Here is a 17,412-nt window from a genome sequence, read left to right as displayed (position 1 = left end):
CGTTCATCACTCTTTTGTAGCCGCCTTATCGGGGCTGTCGCATTCATTGCGTATCCTGACGCTAATGGGCGCGAAGCTCAAGGGCGGACAGCGCCGGTCGAGACGGATAGAATAGGCGCTAACGCGGCGGCGCTGCCCGCTGATGAACGCCCATTTTCGATAAGGAGATCCTTCGTGATTATCAAACCCAAAGTACGCGGTTTTATCTGTACGACGACCCATCCCAAGGGCTGCGAGCAGAACGTGCTCGAGCAGATCGAAGCGACCAAAGCGCGCGGTTTGGATAAAAGCAAAGGCCCCAAAAAGGTTCTGGTGATCGGTGCCTCCAGCGGCTACGGCCTGGCGGCGCGGGTGACCGCCGCCTTTGGCTATGGCGCCGATACGCTGGGCGTGTTCTTCGAAAAACCGGGCAGTGAAAAGAAACCCGGCACCGCCGGCTGGTACAACAGCGCCGCCTTCGACAAGTTCGCCAAGCAGGAAGGCCTTTATAGCAAGGCGATCAACGGCGATGCTTTCTCTTCTGATGCGCGCGAAAAAGCCATCGAACTGATCAAACAGGACCTGGGCGAGGTGGATCTGGTGGTCTACTCGCTGGCATCCCCAGTGCGCAAAATGCCCGATACCGGCGAGCTCAAGCGCTCGAGTTTGAAACCGATCGGTGAGACCTACCGCGCCACGGCCATCGATACCAATAAAGACGCCATCATCGAAGCAGAAGTCGAGCCCGCCACCCAGGCCGAGATCGACGACACCATCACCGTGATGGGCGGCGAAGACTGGGAACTTTGGATGAACGCCCTCGATGAAGCCGGCGTGCTCGCCAAGGGGGCCAAAAGCGTGGCGTTTAGCTACATCGGTACCGAGATCACTTGGCCGATTTACTGGCACGGCGCGCTTGGCAAGGCCAAGGAAGATTTGGACCGCGCCGCCGCCGCTATCGACGACACGCTAAGCCAAAGTGGCGGCGGGGCGAACGTGGCGGTGCTCAAGTCCGTGGTCACCCAGGCAAGCGCGGCGATCCCGGTCATGCCGCTCTACATCGCCATGGTCTATCGCATCATGAAAGAGCAGGGCCTGCACGAAGGCACCATCGACCAGTTGAACCGCCTCTTTGGCGAGCGCCTCTACGCCGATTCCTCTGACGACAAAGGGCTCGACGACATGGGCCGTTTCCGTCTCGACGACTGGGAGCTTCGCGACGATGTTCAAAAAGCCTGCCAGGATCTCTGGCCGGAAGTCACCAGCGATAACCTTTTCGAAATTACCGACTATGCTGGTTACAAGCATGACTTTTTGAAATTGTTTGGCTTTGAGCGCACCGACGTCGATTACGACGCCGACGTTAACCCGGAGGTCGAGTTCGACGTCGTATCGCTTTGACCGTAAGCCCCGGCGGTTAACGAAAGGCGGGCGCCCTTTATCGAAAAGAGGGTGAGGCAGGGGCGCCCGCCCGAGGAAGGCGAGTATGGATACCGAAGAAAGCAGCACCCCCAACGAGAAAAAAGAACACGTACTGGGCCAGCGTGTCCCCGAAAAAGAGCCCCAAAAATCCGCCCACCTGCAGCCCGAAGCCAAGCGCTCATCCAAGGGGTTGCATAAGCTTTTGCCCATCGTGATCACTGTGATGGCCGTCGTGCTGGCACTGGTGATCATTCTGGGGATCGTCAACGGCGGCTAACGCCGCGGAACTCATCCTGGCGTATCGGCAAGCCTCTGCGTTGACTGGCTCGGTGCAATATTTATTGCGTATCGCGGGTTTGCTCACTAGCTTCAATAGAGCATCTTAACTTTAAGGAGACACCCCATGAAACGGACTACATTGGCGGTTGCCATCGCGGCGATTTGTGCAGGCATGTCGATCCATGCGCTGGCCCAGGAAGAGTCGGCCAGCGAAGGTGACCAAGCCGCGGGCGGCTCGACGGAGCAGCAGCAGACCTCCGGCGCTGGCGCCCAGGGCGCCCAAGGCGCGCAAAGCCAGACGAGCACCGAAGACGATAGCGGCGAGATGCAAAGCGGTGATACGGACACCGATTCGGGTACAGATACCGATACGACGGGCGGCAACCAGGGTCAGATGAGCGATGACCAGGGCATGGATACCGACGACGACGCCATGAGCGATGACGCCGCCGGGGGTGATAGTGCAGGTCAAATGGAGAGCGAGCCCAGCCCCACCGATAACGACATGAACACCGAAGATACCATGGCGGACGACACCGCGGTGGACGACGACGAAACCAGCGCCAGCGACGGCCAGATGGGCGACAACGAAGGTCGCACGCCGAACGCCATGGAAGATCCGGATAACCGTGAATCCGATGAAAGCCTGGCTGAAAACGATACCCAGGGTGGCTTGATGTCGCTGACGATCAGCGAGGTCGAAGGCATGACCGTGGTCAACCAGGAGGGTGAAGAGATCGGTAGCGTCGATAACGTCGTCGAGCACAACGACTCCGGCGATCTCTACGCAATCGTCTCCATTGGCGGCTTCTGGGGCTTCGGTGCCACCGATGTGGCGCTGGCGCTTCAGGAAATCAACGTCGAGGACGACCAGCTCGTCATGCAAACGACCTACGGCAGCGACGAGATCGAGTCCGCCACTGAAGAGTATAACGAGGATAACTACAGCCAGGTCGATGGCGACATGCAGGTAGGCGAGGTGGCCAACCACCCCAACCGTAACCAGTAACGCCTGGCTAAAACATCGAGGCAGCAGGGCAAGGGGTTTCCCCTTGCCCTTTTTCTTGCCTGCTATTTCACGCTGATTTAAAACGCTTTGTTGGTTAAGATGAGCCTTTGTCTTTAACCGGTCGTTTCCCCATGGCGCAAGCGTCGCTACATTCTGCTCGTTCGTTTGCCGGCCAACGTATCGGGGTGCTGCTGTTGCCCGGCTTTTCGCTGCTCTCTCATTCTTGTTTGGTCGAGCCGTTGCTGCTGGCCAACCAGCTAAGCGGTAAGCTTCGTTATCAGATCGTCACATTGGGCCTTGACGAGGGCACCGTGCGCAGCGCCGCTGCGCTCACCACCCAGGTCGAGTACGGTTTGCAAAACGCCCCCGTGGCGCTTGATAGCGTCTTTATAGCCGCGCCTTCGCCATTGCCCTATCCGCTTTCTCCAAGGCTTGTCGAGTGGCTTAGAACGCTTGCCAGCAAAACGGCGCTTGGAGGGGTTGCCGGCGGCAGCGAGGTGCTGGCGCGCTGCGGGTTGCTGGACGGCTACCGGGCGACCCTCCCCTGGCAGCGCTTCGCCGCGCTCTCCCAGGCCTACCCGGCGGTCACCTTCACTCAGACGCTGTTTGAAATCGACCGCCATCGGCTGAGCTGCGCCAGTGGCACCGCCGCGCTCGATATGAGCCTGACGCTGATTCGCCGGGACCTGGGCGAGGAGCTTGCCCGAAAAGTCTCGGAGCACTTCGCCTACGAGCGCGTGCGCATGGCCGACGAGCCCCAGCACGTGCCGCTACGTAGCCGCCTGGGCCACGCGCCACAAAGTCTGATAGACGCCGTCGCGCTGATGGAAGCCAATATCGAAGAGCCGTTTTCGACCCTCGAGCTTGCCGAGCATCTGGGCATTTCACGGCGCCAACTCGAGCGGCTTTTCAAGAAGTACCTGCAGGCGGTGCCCAGCCGCTACTACCTGGACTTGCGCCTGCAAGAAGCGCGCAAGCGCCTGCGGGAAAGCGACCAGCCGGTGGGGAATATCGCGCTGGCGGTTGGGTTCTCCTCCGGGGCGCACTTCTCCACCGCCTACCGTAATCACTTCGGGCTTACGCCTCGGGAGGAACGACTGGTGCCTTGAGCGCACCGAGCGTTCGGCAAAAAGGCCGCGTCGAGCGGCCTTTTCTTCCTCCGGTACGCTTTTCGAGTAACGCTACGCCATGGTATCCACGATGCCGCCTTCCACGCGAAGCGCCGCTCCGGTGGTGGCGCTGGCCTGTTCAGACGCTACGTAAACGCACAGGTTGGCGACCTCGTCCGACGTTGCCAGGCGCTGGATGATGGAGGAAGGGCGGTTTTCGTCGATGAACTGCGTTTCGGCCTCTGCAAGCGAGATGCCTTTCTCTTTGGCCTGCGCCTCCATTAGGCGCATGACGCCTTCAGAGCGCGTGGGCCCGGGCAGGATGGCGTTGACCGTAACGTTGGTGCCGCTCAGGGTTTTGGCAAGCCCGCGAGAGACCGCCTGCAGGGCGGATTTAGTCATGCCGTAGTGAACCATCTCGGTGGGAATGTTCAGCGCCGATTCACTGGAAATAAACTCGACCCGGCCCCAGTTGCGCTCGCGCATGCCCTTGGCGTAATGGCGCGACAGGCGTACTGCGCTCATCACGTTGGTATCGAAAAAGCGCTGCCAGGTGTCGTCGTCGGTGTCAAAAAAGTCGCCGCCTTCGAAGATCCCCACGTTGTTGATTAAAATATCGGCCTCGGGCACGCGCTCTATCAGCTTTTGGCAGCCATCCGCCGTTGCCAGGTCTGCTGCCACGCCGGTGGCGTTGGCGCTATCCACCTCACGACTCAAAGATTCGAGCGCTTGGTCGACGCGCTCTTTGGTGCGCCCGGTAATCACTACCTCGGCACCCGCCGCGGCGAGCCCTTTGGCGATCGCGTAGCCGATACCCGCGGTAGAGCCCGTCACTACCGCCCGTTTACCGCTTAAGTCGATGTGCATCTCGCTCTCCTTGAAAAAGCAACTGGATGGCCGCCTAATGCGACCGTCGCGTTAGCACGCTAATCTTCAACGCATAACAACTATGGCGACTGATAATCAAAAATCAAGCTGCCTTCCTGGGGCGTAAGCGCTTCTTTTTTGATAGGTCGTGGTCATCAGTCTTTGCCGCCGAACTGCCGCTTTCCATAATTACCCGTCCCATTCGTGAAAGTGCGAAACCTGCCAGGCTGCGTATACTAAAACCCTTTCGCCCCGATTGGAGACCCTCAATGAGCCATACGCCAAGCCGTCAGGATTTCGATACCTACATGACTCCCAACTACTCGCCCCAGCAGGTGGTGCCGGTGCGTGGCGAGGGTAGCCGCTTGTGGGATCAGGACGGGCGCGAGTATATCGACCTGGCCGGTGGTATCGCCGTGAACTCGCTGGGCCACTGCCATCCGGCGCTGGTGGGCGCGCTCAAGGAGCAGGGCGAAAAGCTCTGGCACCTCTCCAACATCTATACTAACGAGCCGGCTTTGCAGCTTGCTAAAAAGCTCGTCGATAGCACCTTCGCCGAGAAAGTGTATCTCTGCTCCTCGGGGGGCGAGGCCAACGAAGCCGCGCTGAAACTGGCGCGCCGCTACGCCGTGGATCACGTCGGCGAGCACAAGGACAAGATCATCTCCTTTAGCCAGTCCTTTCACGGGCGCACGCTGTTTACCGTCAGCGTCGGTGGCCAGCCCAAGTACTCCCAAGGCTTTGGCCCGATCCCCGGCGGTATCCAGCACGCCACGTTCAACGATTTGGAAAGCGTGCGCGCGCTGATGGGGGAGGACACCTGCGCGGTAATGGTCGAGCCGATGCAGGGCGAGGGCGGCATTATTCCCGCCACGCAGGAATTTTTGGAGGGAGTCCGCGCGCTTTGCGATCAGCACAACGCGCTGTTGATCTTTGATGAGGTGCAAACCGGCGTCGGCCGTAGCGGCAAGCTCTACGCCTATCAGCGCTACGGCGTGACCCCGGATATCCTCACCAGCGCCAAGTCGTTGGGCGGTGGTTTCCCCATCGGCGCGATGCTCACCACGGACAAGATCGGCACCTCTTTGGGCTTTGGCACCCACGGCTCCACCTACGGCGGCAACGCCTTGGGCTCGGCGGTGGCATTGGCTGCACTTAAGGTGATCGACACCCCCGAGGTGCTCGAAGGCGTCGAGACGCGCCATCAGCTTTTTCGTCGCCATCTCGAAGCGATCAACGAAAAGTATGGCGTTTTTAAAGAAGTTCGCGGTATGGGGCTCTTGATCGGCGCGCAGATGAGCGATGACTTCGAAGGCCGGGCGAAGGAGATTCTGCCGCTGGCCATCGAAGAGGGCTTGATGGCGCTGATCGCCGGGCCCAACGTGCTGCGTTTGGCGCCGTCGCTGGTGATCCCCGAAGCCGATATCGAAGAGGCCATGGTGCGCCTGGAGCGCGCGATAAAACGCCTCGTTCACGCTTCATGAGCCGGGCAGACGCAACCATGCCGTCAGAGCGAGTGGGATTACGCATCGTTCGGCCGGTGGCGATGGCGGACATCGACGCCCTGATGGCGCTGGCCGAAAACGCCGTGCCCAAACTGACCAACTTGCCGGCCAATCGGGAACGCCTGGAGGAGCGCATCGAGCGCTCGCTGGAAGCGTTCGCCCGTCAGGCGGAGTTTCCCGGCGACGAGCAGTATATGTTCGTGCTGGAAGAGGCAAACGATGAAGGCGCGGCGCGGGTGCTGGGCACGGCGACGGTACGCGCCCAGGCTGGCGCCACGGATGCCTACTACACCTACCGTCAGGAAACACTGATTCACGCCTCCCAGCAGCTGAACGTGCGCCGCGAGGTGCAGACCCTGGCGCTTTCCCACGAGGTGTCCGACGCCACGCTACTCTGCGCGTTCTCCCTCGACCCACGCTATCAGGGCACCAGCGCCGAGAGCCTGCTGCGCCGGGCCAGGCTAATGTTCATCGCCCAGTACCCGGAGCGCTTCTCGCGCATTCTGGCCGTGGCGTTTCCCGGCTACCTGGATGGCGAGCAGCGCTCGCCGTTCTGGGAGAGCGTGGGCAACCACTTCTTCGCGCGCAGTTTCCAGGAGATCAACCACATCGCGGGGATGCGCTCCAAGAGCTTCATCGCTGAAGTGATGCCGCAGTTTCCGCTCTACTTGCCGCTTTTGACGCCCCAGGCGCGGGCGGCGATCGGCCGCGAGCACCCGGCCCATGAAGCGCCTTTGCAGGAGCTTCTGAATGAAGGGTTCGTGCGCTCGCGCCATGTCGATATTTTCGACGCCGGGCCGATCGTCAAGGCCGAGCGCGAACGTCTGGAGACCTTTCGCCAGGCGGGGTGGCATCCGGTGCGTATCCGCCCGGCGCATACGCTGCCGGATGCCGAGCCCGCGCTCATCGCCAATCAGGGTGAGGATTTTCGCTGCCTGGTCGCGCGTTATGCGCTGTCGCCCACCGGCCAGCTGATGCTCAGCCCCGAGCACGCAAAGCGGCTCAACGTGGAAGAAGGCCGGGCGGTGCTGGTGGCCCCGCTTGCGCTGCCCAGCGCCCAGGATGTTCTTGACGAGGGAGAGATGTAATGCGCATTCGGCCCATTGTCCGTGACGATATCGAAGGGCTTCAGGTGCTTGCGCAGCAGGCCGGGGTGGGCTTTACCTCACTGCCCGACAACCGCGAGTTTCTCGCCGAGAAAATCGAATCCGCCGCGCGCGCTTTTGAAGAGCGCACGCCGGTCGACGACCGGCTCTACTTTTTCGTGCTCGAAGACGACATCACCGGCGAGCTTGCCGGTTGCTGCGCCATCGTGGGTCAGATCGGCCGCGACGTGCCGTTTTATCACTACCGGCTGGGCACGCTCGCCCACTCCTCGATACAGCTCGACTTGCACCGCACCATCGACACGCTTTTTTTGAGCTCGGATCACACCGGCGACGCCGAGGTGTGTTCGCTGTTCGTGCGCCCGGAGTACCGCGGCGAAGCGAACAAGCACCTGCGCAACGGCGCGCTTCTTTCCAAGGCGCGGTGGCTATTCATCGCCCAGTTCCGCGACCGTTTTCCCGATAAAGTGCTGGCGGAAATGCGCGGGGTGTTCGACGAGCACAATAAAAGCCCATTCTGGGAGAGCCTGGGCAAGCACTTCTTCCCGATGGACTTCAACGAAGCCGACCGGCTGACGGGGTTGGGTCAGAAGAGCTTCATCGGCGAGCTAATGCCCAAGTTTCCAATCTACACCACCTTCATGTCCGAACAGGCCCGCGGCTGTATCGGCCAGGTGCATCACCACACCCGCCCGGCGCTCGAGATGCTCAAAAAAGAGGGGCTTCGCTGGGAGGGCTATATCGATATTTTCGACGGCGGCCCCACCGTCGAAGCGTATATCGACGATGTGCGTGCCGTGCGTACCTCGCGAGTGTGCCCGGTAGAGGTCGTTAAAAACGCCGCGCCCCAAAGCGTGAGCCGCTGGCTAGCCGCGACCACCGCCATGGGCGATTTTCGCGCCGCCTGGGTGGGCCGGGGGCCCGACGACAACGGCACGCTCGTGCTCAGCGACGAAGAGGCCCGGCGCCTTGGCGTCGGCACCGGCGAATCGCTCAGACTACTCGATACCAGGGAGACGTCATGACCTCATCTTCTTTGAACGCCAAAGCGCAGCAGATGATCGGCGGCCAGTGGCAGGCCGGTGAAGGCGCGGCCTTGACCAAACAAGACCCGGTCGGCGGGCAAACGCTTTGGCAGGGCGAAGGCGCAAGTGCCGGCCAGGTAGGCCAGGCGGTCGCGGCCGCGCGCCAGGCCTTTGGTGGCTGGGCGCGCACGCCCTTCGAGGAGCGCCGCGCGCTGACCGAGCGTTTCGCCGAGGTGCTCAAATCGCGCAGTGAAGAGCTCGCCGTGGCGATCGCTTCAGAAACCGGCAAGCCGCTTTGGGAGGCGCGCACCGAAGCCGGCGCGATGGTCGGTAAGGTCGCGCTCTCCGCCCGGGCTTACACCGAGCGAACCGGCGAGCGCGAGAAGGAAGTCGGCAGCGCCAAAGCCGTGCTGCGCCATCGCCCCCACGGCGTGATGGCGGTGTTCGGCCCCTATAACTTTCCCGGTCATCTGCCCAACGGCCATATCGTACCGGCGCTTTTGGCGGGCAACACCGTGGTCTTCAAGCCCAGTGAGCAGACCCCGCTGACCGCGGACCTGACCCTGCAGTGCTGGTTGGAGGCGGGCCTGCCCAACGGGGTCATCAACCTGGTGCAGGGCGGGGCCGAGGTTGGTCAAGCGCTGGCGGGCAGCGCCCATATCGACGGGCTGCTGTTTACCGGCAGCGCCAAGGTCGGTGGCCTGCTGCACCAGCAGTTTGCCGGCCAGTTGGACAAAATTCTGGCTTTAGAGCTTGGCGGCAACAACCCGCTGGTGGTCAAGGATGTGCAGGACGAGCGCGCCGCCGTATTGACCATTTTGCAATCCGCGTTTCTCTCCGGCGGGCAGCGCTGCACCTGCGCCCGGCGTTTGATCGTGCCCCAAGGCGAGGCCGGTGACCGGCTGGTAGCGGCGCTTTCCGCGGCAATCGAGAAACTGCACGTGGCCGGGCCTTTTGAAGAGAACCCGGCGCCGTTTTACGCGGGGCTTGTAAGCGTTGCCGCCGCGAACGGCCTGCTCGAGGCCCAAAGTGAACTCGAGGCGCTGGGGGGCCGGGTGATCAACCGAATGCAGCGCCTGGAAGACAACACCAGCCTTTTGAGCCCGGCGTTGATCGACGTGACCGGGCTCGATGTGCCCGACGAGGAGCACTTCGGCCCGCTTTTGAAAATTCACCGCTACGGTGATTGGGACGAGGCGATCACGCTTGCCAACGACACCCGCTTTGGGCTCTCCGCCGGTTTGATCGGAGGGGACCAAGCAGACTGGGACGACTTTTTGCTGCGCATTCGCGCGGGGATCGTCAACTGGAACCGCCAGACCACCGGCGCCTCCGGGGATGCGCCCTTTGGTGGCGTGGGCGACAGCGGTAATCACCGCCCGAGCGCCTTTTACGCGGCGGACTACTGCGCCTACCCGGTGGCCTCGATGGAGGCCGAGTCGCTGGAGATGCCCGAGACCCTGCCGCCAGGAGTCACGCTATGAGCCACGGCCAGGCGGATGTTCGCGAGGTCAATTTCGATGGCCTGGTCGGCCCCACCCATAACTACGCCGGGCTGGCGGCGGGCAATCTGGCCTCCAAGCGCCACGAAGGTCACGTGGCCAACCCCAAAGAGGGCGCGCTGCAGGGGCTTTTGAAGATGAAGTCGCTCATGGAGGCTGGCTACGCGCAAGGGGTGCTGCCGCCCCAGCAGCGCCCGGATGTCGGCGCGCTGCGCGATCTGGGCTTTAGCGGAAGCGACGGCGAGGTGCTGGCGCGCGCCGGGCGGGATGCCCCCCAGCTTTTGCGCGCCGTCTGTTCGGCTTCCAGCATGTGGACCGCCAACGCCGCCACCGTCACGCCCAGTATGGATTCGCCGGACGCCCGCGCGCACTTTACCCCGGCCAACCTGCAGTCGAGCTTTCACCGCTTTCTGGAGCCCGACACCACCGGGCGCGTGCTTCGCTCGATTTTTGCCCATGAGCGCCACTTTAGCCACCACCCGGCGCTGCCCGCCACGCCGGCCTTTTCCGACGAGGGCGCCGCCAATCACACCAGGCTTTGCGGCGAGTACGGCGAACCCGGCGTGCACCTGTTCGTTTACGGGCGTAAGGCGTTCGGCGGCGAGCGCGAACCTCGCCGCTACCCGGCGCGGCAAACGCTGGAGGCGAGCCAGGCCGTGGCTCGCCAGCACGGCCTGGGCGAGGCGCAAACCGTGTTCGCCCAGCAGCACCCGGACGCCATCGATGCCGGCGTGTTCCACAACGACGTGATCGCCGTGGGCAACGGGCCCGTGCTGCTCTACCACGAGATGGCGTTTCTGGACGAAGAGGCGACGCTCGACGCGCTACGCGCCAAAATGACCACACCGTTGATTGCGGTGCGCGTGCCCCAGGAGGCCGTAAGCCTGGACGACGCGGTGAGCTCGTATCTGTTCAACTCGCAGCTACTTTCCAACCCGGATGGCACCATGACCCTGGTCGTGCCCGGCGAGTGCCAGGAGAACGAGGCGGTATGGCGGCCGCTTCAGGATCTGATTCTGGCGGGCTACAACCCCATCAGCGAGGTGATCGTCAGGGACGTCAAGCAGAGCATGCAAAACGGCGGCGGCCCCGCTTGCCTGCGCTTGCGTGTGGTGCTTTCCGAGGTCGAACGCGACGCGATCGATGGCCGCGTGCTGCTCACGCCCGCGTTGTTCGAGGATCTTACCGCTTGGGTCGAACGCCACTATCGCGACCGGTTGGCTGCGGAAGATCTGGCCGACCCGCAGCTTGCTCGTGAGTCGCTCACCGCCCTCGACGAGCTCACGCAGCTTCTCGAGATCGGCTCGGTGTATCCGTTTCAGTTGGGGTAGGGTGAATCATCCCATGACGCCGCTCTTTCAGCCAACCCGTGACAAGGCGTTTGCTTCACGGCTCATTCAGCACAACATGATGTGTTATTACAAGCGGCTCGACATGCACTGGGACGACGCCGTGTTCGATCGCGATTGGCGCGAGCTCGAAAGCTATCAACTGGTGATTGACGCGTGTGCAGTGGGACTTTTATGCCTCAACCGCGACGACCATGCGTACTACATCCGCGAGCTGCAGATTGCCTCAACATGGCAGCGCCAGGGGCTGGGGGCGGCGGCCATCCGTTTTACTCATGATAAAGCGCTGCGAGAGGGGGTCTCTGCCTTGCGCTTGCGGGTTTTCTGCATCAACCCGGCCAGGGCGCTCTACGAGCGCATGGGGTTTCATATCCGTAAAACCCAGGATAACACCCATTATATGGAGCGCCCGGTTTTCTGAACGCCCCCTCTCATCCTCGAAACCTTTCTGGTTGATAACCGAACTCAGGAAAGCGGCTTGGCTTTGCCAACGTTGAGCAGCGCGATACCCGCGCCGATCAGTAGCGCACCCGGCAAGAGCCCTTGCGGGACGCTTTCGCCCTGTAAAAAGATCGCCACCGGTACGCCGAATAGCGCGCCGACGGAGCCCAGCAGGCTCAGCATCACCGGGCCGCCGGTTTTCTGCAGCAGAAAGAGCAGCAGAAATTGACCGGCGAAGACGCCCGCCTGTAGCGCCATCAACGCGACCAGACCGGGGCGTAGGTGGGGCACGGCGAGCGAGAAGCCGGGCAAAAAGCCCACGCCCAGCAGCAGTACCACCGCGGCCACCAGCATGCCAGGCGCCAGTGCCTGGCCAGAGACGCCGGCCGGCCAGCGCAGGGTGCGGTAAATATTGCCAATCGCCAGCAGTACCGGGCCGAGCAGCGCCAATAGAATCCAGTGTACATCCGCATCCGGGGCGGCCACCTTGTGGGCGGCCAGAACCATCGCCCCCGCCAGCGCCGAGAGTACCCCGAGCCCACGGCTTGGCTGGAAGCGCTCCATTTTTAGAAGCAGCGCGCCCAGATAGGTCAAAAGCGGCGGCAGCGTGATGACCAGCGCCACGAACCCGGCGCCGATATGCGCGATGGCGGAGAAGAAGAGCAGATTGGATCCCGCCACGCCGACCAGCGCCGACACCGTATAGTACTCCAGCGTGCGGGCGTTGACCGGCGGCAGTTGCCCCCGGGCCGCCGCCAGGGCCAGCAGGATGAGTGCGGCCCCACCAAGCGACCAGAACAGAAACGCCAGCGGTGAAAGCGCCATTTCACCGGCCTGTTTGGCCAGGTTGGTCGAAAGGCCCAGCAGCGCGCCCCCGGTCAGCAAAAAGAGCAGCGACGCGAGGCGCCTCGAGGTGGGCGAAGTGGCAGAAGTGGCAGAAGGTGAGAGGGCGGAATCGGTTCGCTGCATGACTAGGCTCCGTAGAAATATCTTGATATCAAGGTATCCAGGGTTTTACCTTGACGTCAAGATAAAAAAACGTAAGCTTGGCGCATGGATCACGTCGATAGAATACTCAAGCAGTGGCAGCAAGAGCGCCCGGATCTGGACGTGGCGCCCATGGGCACGCTTGGCCGACTCAAGCGGCTGCATAATGCTCTGATGCGCGCCATGGAACCCACCTGGGCGGCGTTTGGGCTGAGCGACTCGAGCTTTGACGTGCTCGCCACGCTCCGGCGCGAAGGCCCACCCTACGCGCTTTCGCCAAGCGATCTTATGGCCTCGACCATGGTGACCTCGGGCACCATGACCCATCGGATTCAGCAGCTCGAAAAAGCGGGGCTCGTCGAACGAGTCAAAAACCCGGACGACGGGCGCGGTTTTTTGATTTCACTTTCAACAGAAGGCTTTGCGCTGATCGATGCCGCCGTGACCGCTCACGTCGAAACGCAGCAGGCGCTGGTCAGCAGCCTGGATGATGCGCAGCGCGGCGAGCTCGATGCGTTGCTCAAGCAGATGCTGGAAAGTCTTGATCAGCGCACCCAGGAAAACGACACCCAAGAAAACGAGAGGTAACGCGCGATGGCGCTTTTGTTGAAATGTCTGCTTGGGGCGCTGGCGGTGCTGCTTATTGCGCTTTTGTCGCGCACCAAAAGCTTTTTCATCGCCGGGTTGGTGCCGCTGTTTCCCACTTTTGCGCTGATTGCGCACTACATCGTAGGTTCCGAGCGCGGCATGGCGGATCTGCGCACCACGGCGCTTTTCGGGCTCTGCTCGCTGATCCCCTACGCGGCCTATCTGGTCGCCATCTACTACGTAAGCTACCGGCTCACCCTGACCGGAACCCTGACCGTGGCCACGCTGGTGTGGCTTCTGTTCGCGCTGCTGTTGCTATGGGGTTGGACGCGCTTTTACGCCGGCTAAAAGGCGCTCAACTATAAACAGACGTGCGCCGAACTGCTTGCGTTACCGTCTCCATGAAAGCGCGTACGCGTGCTACCTGGCGAAGATCCGGGTGGGTGAGCAGCCAAAGCGGCGTTGCGAGCGCCTCGATGGGGTCGCTCAAGCGTACTAAAGCGCTATCGCCGTCGCCCAGGTAGCAGGGGAGTACCGCTATGCCAGCGCCCTCGCGCACCGCCGATTGCATGCCCAGCAGGCTATCCAGCCGGTAGGCGGCGTTTTTATCCTTCATCCAGTTCTCCAAAACGGCGTCGCCCAAGTGAACGTCCGGGCCTACCCAGCACTCATCGAGTAGGGCGCCGGGCGCGCGCGGGATGGGCGTTGCCTGCCAGCGCGTGCGCTGGCCATACACTGCCAGAGCCACCTCACCGAGCGGACGCCCGACCAGCGCTTCCGGCGGCGTGCGGGTGGGGCGGATGGCGATGTCCGCTTCCCGGCGCGAGAGGCTGTGGCGCTGGTTGGAGATCGCCACTTCGAGGTCGATGTCCGGGTGGCGCTTGCGAAACACGGCGAACACCGGGCTTAAAAGCCCGGCGAACAGTGTGTCGGTGGTGGTGATACGTAGCGTGCCCGAAAGCGTCAGATCCTGGCCGACGACGCGCCGCTCGGCGCCGTACACCTCATGTTGTACCCGCTTGGCAGTGGCCGCCAGGTCTTCGCCCGCAAGCGTGGGGGTATAGCCCTGGCGATGGCGCTCGAACAGCGTGACGTTCAGGCGCTTTTCAATCGCGTTGAGCCGACGAAAGACCGTCGCGTGGCTAACGTGCAGCGCTCGGCTGGCGCCAGAGAGCGAACCCTGTGAAGCGACGGCGAGTACCAACTGCAAGTCATCCCACTTCAACTGCTGTGCATTCATGCAAATCCACTTGTCATTTTTAGGGAATGGGGCGACAAATGCGAACAGGTTAGCCTGTCATTCTACTCAGTGACAGCGAAGGTTAGACATGAACGTATTGATCATTGCAGCCCACCCCGAGCGGCGCTCGTTCAACGGCGCGCTGATCGACACCGCGGTTGCGCAGCTACATGGCGCGGGGCATACGGTAGAGGTCAACGACCTCTACGCCGAGCGCTTCGACCCGGTCGAGCGCGCCGAACACTACGGGCGCCACAATGACGAGGTCTTCGCCCCGCTCGATGAGCAGCGCGCGCACTACGAGCAACAGACGCTACCGGCGGACGTTGCGCGCGAACTCGAGCGGCTCGAGTGGGCGGACCTGGTGATTTTTCAGTTTCCTCTCTGGTGGCACGCCCAGCCGGCCATCTTGAAAGGCTGGTTCGATCGTGTGCTGGTTTACGGGGGGCGCTACACCAGCCGGATGCGGTATAACCACGGCTACTTCCAGGGCAAGCGGGCGCTGCTCTCGGTCACCGCTGGCTCACCCCGGCACGCCTTCCAGCCTTTCGGGCGGGCGGGGGACATGGCCGCCTGGCTCTGGCCGATCCACTCGTCACTCTACTACGTGGGCTTTGAGGTGTTGGCGCCCCAGGTGAGTTTTGGGGTACAGGGCGGCGGTATCGAATATCAACAACAGGACGCGCTGGTCGAACACCTGGAAAGGTGCAAAGAGCGCTGGGCCGAGCGCGTGGAAGGGCTTACTCAGGAGCGGCCCATTCCCTTCGCCGGGTGGGACGACTGGGATGAAACGGGCGTGCTCGAGGACACTACGCCACTTCGCTGGCGGGTGGGTTAGCGCTCGCGAGGCTTCCCGCCATAGGCCGGCCCGGCGGGCGGAAAGAGTGGCGGGTGTTTAACGCGGCGCGTCGATAATGGCGACGCTCGTGATCTGATGAAGGGCATCCATCAGCGAAGCGCGAAAGGTTTGGCCGTGGCCCATGCCCGGAAATTCGCGGTAGCTTGCCGTGATGCCGTCCATGGCGTCGAGGCGCTCGGCCAATCTTTCCGGGGCGTCTGGCGCTACGCTCGAAATGCGCTGAACGTGCGCCTGCACGCGCGGGTCGCTCAGGTCGCGGTGGCTATGGTCGCGTTCGCGCTCGCTGCCACCCAGACTTAGTAGCACCCGTACCGGCTGGCCCGCGTAGCGGTTCGTGAAGTCGCGCTGTGGTTGGCCGAGCAGGGCGCCGTCGGCCCACCAAAGCGATGGGCTACCTGGGGCGTAGGTGGTGAATGCGTCAGGCCGGGTAAACAGCGTATGTAACACGAACAACCCGCCCAGCGAGTGGCCCCATAGCGTTTGCTGCGCTGGGTCGGTAGCCACGCGCTTTTCGATCTCCGCACGGACCTGGCCTTCGATTACCTCCAGAAAGGCGTCGGCGCCGCCGCCCGGGTATTCCGGCGAGGGCTCGCCGTCCTCGAGGGGGCGCGCGGTAAAGGTGTAGTCCTGTAGTCGTCGGCGGTCGATACGCAGGTCGTTGTCGTAGCCGACGAATACCAATACCGGTGGAACACTCTGCTCGCCGAGGGAGTCGAGCAGGGCGGTATCGAACTCCATCAGCGCGGCGTTGGCGTCGAGCATCCAGAACGCCGGAAACCCGTTTTCGGGGGCGCTTTCTGTAGGAATGCCCAGCGTCACCCGCCAGCGGCGCTCGTTGTCGGCGCTTGCCACGTTGAAGCGCTCGAAGTGGTAGCTCTCCGGCGCCTCGTCCAGCACGGTACGTCCCATCGTCATTCCTGGGTCGCGCTGCTGGGCGAGGGCGGTGGTACTCCAAAGCGAAGCAAGCACCAGCGCCAGCCGCCACAGAGAGGTCGTTAGTCGGGGATATCGAGGGTTTCGTGGCATCGTTGATCCGTTATGAATCGGCTACGCGACCGCGAGACGGTGGCGCATAAAAATGACTTAGAGCGTTAATGATAATTGATCGCAAAGCAGTTTGGCGATAGCCGATATCTACTCTTCATGCCCCTATGCATCGGCCGCTGACCGGAAGCTAGCCAGGCCTTGTAGGAGCAGGCTTTAGCCAGCGATTTGCTTGCGGCGCCACTGGCCGGAAGGGAAGGCTGTCGCCTTCCATCGCCGAAGTCTCAGACTACCGATGAATCGGGCTCCTACAAGTGCCTTGGCACCGTAGAAGCAGGTTTGGCTCGTGGTTGTTTGTGGGGTTTGCTGGGCGGTGTCGCTATAATCGATTGGGATTTTTCAACCGACATCAGGACAAAGACCTTCATGGCGCTACGTTTTCACTGGGCACGATTCAACGAGCTAAGCACCCTCGAGTTTTACACGATCGCCCGCGCGCGTGAGGCAGTATTCGTGGTCGAGCAGGCCTGCGCCTATCAGGAGATCGACGCGCTGGACCCGCTGGCGTGGCATCTACGCGCTACCGTCGAAGGGGAGCTTGCCGCCTATATTCGCCTGGTGGGGCCGGGGGATAAATTCGCCGAGCCTTCGATCGGGCGGGTGATGACCGTCCAGGCGTATCGCGGGCGGGAATACGGCCGTGCGCTGATGGTGGAGGCGATTCGCTTTACCGAGCAGATGTTTCCCGGGCAGGGTATTCGCATCGGCGCCCAGGTCTATTTGACCGCGTTCTACGAGTCCCTTGGCTTTGCGCCAGTTGGGGCGCCCTTCGATGAGGACGGCATCCCGCATATCGAGATGGTGAAGCCTGCGCCCGGCTACTCTGATAACGGTACCTGACCACGCTTTTACCGAGAGTGAGTACGACGCCGATTACCGCGCCATGTTCGAGCGCCGTGACCCGCGCTCGCAGTTTCTCTTTGAGCCCCCACTTTGCCATTGATCTAGCGGTCATGCCGTGTCGCAGAGTGGTTCGATATTTCTTGAAAAACGCCAGCAGGCGGGAGACCTTGAGTGGACCTTCTTGTCGCCCTCGGCAGAGTTCGAACCCGGCGAGCGCACCGGCCGGGCAAGGACGAGCTGGAAAAACCCGAGCATAGC

The 17,412-nt window shown here is 62.3% G+C and carries 18 protein-coding genes; 14 read left to right on the top strand and 4 right to left on the bottom strand.

From position 1 onward, the window contains the following. Positions 1–174: 174 nt before the first annotated feature. The 4 genes from fabV to ACWFVE_RS11805 all read left to right on the top strand — a co-directional run bounded on the left by fabV (position 175) and on the right by ACWFVE_RS11805 (position 3,798). Positions 175–1,380 carry an enoyl-ACP reductase FabV gene (gene fabV, locus ACWFVE_RS11820; RefSeq protein WP_447529468.1) on the top strand — a complete coding sequence of 402 codons (1,206 nt, stop codon included), beginning with the start codon at positions 175–177 and terminating at the stop codon, positions 1,378–1,380. Positions 1,381–1,465: 85 nt separating this feature from the next. Next, positions 1,466–1,678 carry a hypothetical protein gene (locus ACWFVE_RS11815; protein ID WP_447529467.1) on the top strand — a complete coding sequence of 71 codons (213 nt, stop codon included), beginning with the start codon at positions 1,466–1,468 and terminating at the stop codon, positions 1,676–1,678. A 126-nt stretch (positions 1,679–1,804) separates the two neighbouring features. Then, positions 1,805–2,689, top strand: coding sequence for a PRC-barrel domain-containing protein (locus tag ACWFVE_RS11810; protein ID WP_447529466.1), 885 nt, complete (start codon positions 1,805–1,807; stop codon positions 2,687–2,689). Between the two features lie 188 nt (positions 2,690–2,877). Next, entirely contained in the window at positions 2,878–3,798 is a 921-nt protein-coding gene (locus tag ACWFVE_RS11805) for a GlxA family transcriptional regulator (RefSeq protein ID WP_447530533.1), read from the top strand. Positions 3,799–3,870: 72 nt separating this feature from the next. Here ACWFVE_RS11805 and ACWFVE_RS11800 read toward each other — a convergent pair whose 3' ends face one another. Continuing rightward, complete coding sequence (locus ACWFVE_RS11800) at positions 3,871–4,665, bottom strand: SDR family NAD(P)-dependent oxidoreductase (protein ID WP_447529465.1); 795 nt, start codon at positions 4,663–4,665, stop codon at positions 3,871–3,873. 269 nt (positions 4,666–4,934) lie between these two features. Here ACWFVE_RS11800 and ACWFVE_RS11795 point away from each other — a divergent pair, with 269 nt between their 5' ends. The 6 genes from ACWFVE_RS11795 to ACWFVE_RS11770 are packed head-to-tail and all read left to right on the top strand — an operon-like array spanning position 4,935 to position 11,573. Further along, a complete protein-coding gene (locus tag ACWFVE_RS11795; RefSeq protein ID WP_447529464.1) occupies positions 4,935–6,149 on the top strand; it encodes an aspartate aminotransferase family protein in 1,215 nt (404 codons plus the stop codon). A 17-nt stretch (positions 6,150–6,166) separates the two neighbouring features. Beyond that, positions 6,167–7,258, top strand: coding sequence for an arginine N-succinyltransferase (locus ACWFVE_RS11790; protein WP_447529463.1), 1,092 nt, complete (start codon positions 6,167–6,169; stop codon positions 7,256–7,258). Then, the gene (gene astA / locus ACWFVE_RS11785; RefSeq protein WP_447529462.1) at positions 7,258–8,301 is read left to right on the top strand and encodes an arginine N-succinyltransferase; all 1,044 of its coding nucleotides are present in this window, start codon (positions 7,258–7,260) and stop codon (positions 8,299–8,301) included. The genes ACWFVE_RS11790 and astA overlap by 1 nt, the downstream gene beginning before the upstream one ends. A gap of 11 nt (positions 8,302–8,312) precedes the next feature. Further along, complete coding sequence (gene astD, locus ACWFVE_RS11780) at positions 8,313–9,785, top strand: succinylglutamate-semialdehyde dehydrogenase (RefSeq protein WP_447530532.1); 1,473 nt, start codon at positions 8,313–8,315, stop codon at positions 9,783–9,785. After that, positions 9,782–11,134, top strand: coding sequence for an N-succinylarginine dihydrolase (gene astB, locus ACWFVE_RS11775; RefSeq protein WP_447529461.1), 1,353 nt, complete (start codon positions 9,782–9,784; stop codon positions 11,132–11,134). The genes astD and astB overlap by 4 nt, the downstream gene beginning before the upstream one ends. Positions 11,135–11,147: 13 nt before the next feature. Beyond that, complete coding sequence (locus tag ACWFVE_RS11770) at positions 11,148–11,573, top strand: GNAT family N-acetyltransferase (protein ID WP_447529460.1); 426 nt, start codon at positions 11,148–11,150, stop codon at positions 11,571–11,573. A gap of 44 nt (positions 11,574–11,617) precedes the next feature. Here ACWFVE_RS11770 and ACWFVE_RS11765 read toward each other — a convergent pair whose 3' ends face one another. Then, complete coding sequence (locus ACWFVE_RS11765) at positions 11,618–12,562, bottom strand: EamA family transporter (RefSeq protein ID WP_447529459.1); 945 nt, start codon at positions 12,560–12,562, stop codon at positions 11,618–11,620. 84 nt (positions 12,563–12,646) lie between these two features. Here ACWFVE_RS11765 and ACWFVE_RS11760 point away from each other — a divergent pair, with 84 nt between their 5' ends. Further along, the gene (locus ACWFVE_RS11760; protein WP_447529458.1) at positions 12,647–13,168 is read left to right on the top strand and encodes a MarR family winged helix-turn-helix transcriptional regulator; all 522 of its coding nucleotides are present in this window, start codon (positions 12,647–12,649) and stop codon (positions 13,166–13,168) included. Between the two features lie 6 nt (positions 13,169–13,174). Further along, entirely contained in the window at positions 13,175–13,516 is a 342-nt protein-coding gene (locus ACWFVE_RS11755; protein WP_447529457.1) for a GlpM family protein, read from the top strand. Between the two features lie 7 nt (positions 13,517–13,523). Here the strand turns inward: ACWFVE_RS11755 and ACWFVE_RS11750 are convergent, their stop codons facing one another. Next, a complete protein-coding gene (locus ACWFVE_RS11750) occupies positions 13,524–14,408 on the bottom strand; it encodes a LysR family transcriptional regulator (RefSeq protein ID WP_447529456.1) in 885 nt (294 codons plus the stop codon). Between the two features lie 88 nt (positions 14,409–14,496). Between ACWFVE_RS11750 and ACWFVE_RS11745 the strand changes: the two genes are divergently transcribed. Next, a complete protein-coding gene (locus tag ACWFVE_RS11745) occupies positions 14,497–15,246 on the top strand; it encodes an NAD(P)H-dependent oxidoreductase (protein ID WP_447529455.1) in 750 nt (249 codons plus the stop codon). A gap of 57 nt (positions 15,247–15,303) precedes the next feature. Here the strand turns inward: ACWFVE_RS11745 and ACWFVE_RS11740 are convergent, their stop codons facing one another. Further along, positions 15,304–16,293 carry an alpha/beta hydrolase gene (locus ACWFVE_RS11740; protein WP_447529454.1) on the bottom strand — a complete coding sequence of 330 codons (990 nt, stop codon included), beginning with the start codon at positions 16,291–16,293 and terminating at the stop codon, positions 15,304–15,306. 384 nt (positions 16,294–16,677) lie between these two features. Between ACWFVE_RS11740 and ACWFVE_RS11735 the strand changes: the two genes are divergently transcribed. Next, positions 16,678–17,151, top strand: a complete 474-nt coding sequence (locus tag ACWFVE_RS11735; RefSeq protein WP_447529453.1) for a GNAT family N-acetyltransferase — start codon at positions 16,678–16,680, stop codon at positions 17,149–17,151. The last annotated feature ends 261 nt before the right edge of the window (positions 17,152–17,412 follow it).

It is taken from the genome of Vreelandella mediterranea, assembly GCF_970647075.1.
Note: the sequence above shows the minus strand (reverse complement) of the source record. Positions and strands in the feature narration are given on the sequence as shown.

Coding starts and splice junctions, on each gene's coding strand:
- ACWFVE_RS11735 (WP_447529453.1), top strand. CDS start 16,678: ATGGCGCTACGTTTTCACTGGGCACGATTCAACGAGCTAAGCACCCTC.
- ACWFVE_RS11815 (WP_447529467.1), top strand. CDS start 1,466: ATGGATACCGAAGAAAGCAGCACCCCCAACGAGAAAAAAGAACACGTA.
- ACWFVE_RS11750 (WP_447529456.1), bottom strand. CDS start 14,408: ATGAATGCACAGCAGTTGAAGTGGGATGACTTGCAGTTGGTACTCGCC.
- ACWFVE_RS11745 (WP_447529455.1), top strand. CDS start 14,497: ATGAACGTATTGATCATTGCAGCCCACCCCGAGCGGCGCTCGTTCAAC.
- ACWFVE_RS11795 (WP_447529464.1), top strand. CDS start 4,935: ATGAGCCATACGCCAAGCCGTCAGGATTTCGATACCTACATGACTCCC.
- ACWFVE_RS11755 (WP_447529457.1), top strand. CDS start 13,175: ATGGCGCTTTTGTTGAAATGTCTGCTTGGGGCGCTGGCGGTGCTGCTT.
- ACWFVE_RS11740 (WP_447529454.1), bottom strand. CDS start 16,293: ATGCCACGAAACCCTCGATATCCCCGACTAACGACCTCTCTGTGGCGG.
- astA (WP_447529462.1), top strand. CDS start 7,258: ATGCGCATTCGGCCCATTGTCCGTGACGATATCGAAGGGCTTCAGGTG.
- ACWFVE_RS11760 (WP_447529458.1), top strand. CDS start 12,647: ATGGATCACGTCGATAGAATACTCAAGCAGTGGCAGCAAGAGCGCCCG.
- ACWFVE_RS11790 (WP_447529463.1), top strand. CDS start 6,167: ATGCCGTCAGAGCGAGTGGGATTACGCATCGTTCGGCCGGTGGCGATG.
- ACWFVE_RS11765 (WP_447529459.1), bottom strand. CDS start 12,562: ATGCAGCGAACCGATTCCGCCCTCTCACCTTCTGCCACTTCTGCCACT.
- ACWFVE_RS11770 (WP_447529460.1), top strand. CDS start 11,148: ATGACGCCGCTCTTTCAGCCAACCCGTGACAAGGCGTTTGCTTCACGG.
- ACWFVE_RS11810 (WP_447529466.1), top strand. CDS start 1,805: ATGAAACGGACTACATTGGCGGTTGCCATCGCGGCGATTTGTGCAGGC.
- ACWFVE_RS11800 (WP_447529465.1), bottom strand. CDS start 4,665: ATGCACATCGACTTAAGCGGTAAACGGGCGGTAGTGACGGGCTCTACC.
- astB (WP_447529461.1), top strand. CDS start 9,782: ATGAGCCACGGCCAGGCGGATGTTCGCGAGGTCAATTTCGATGGCCTG.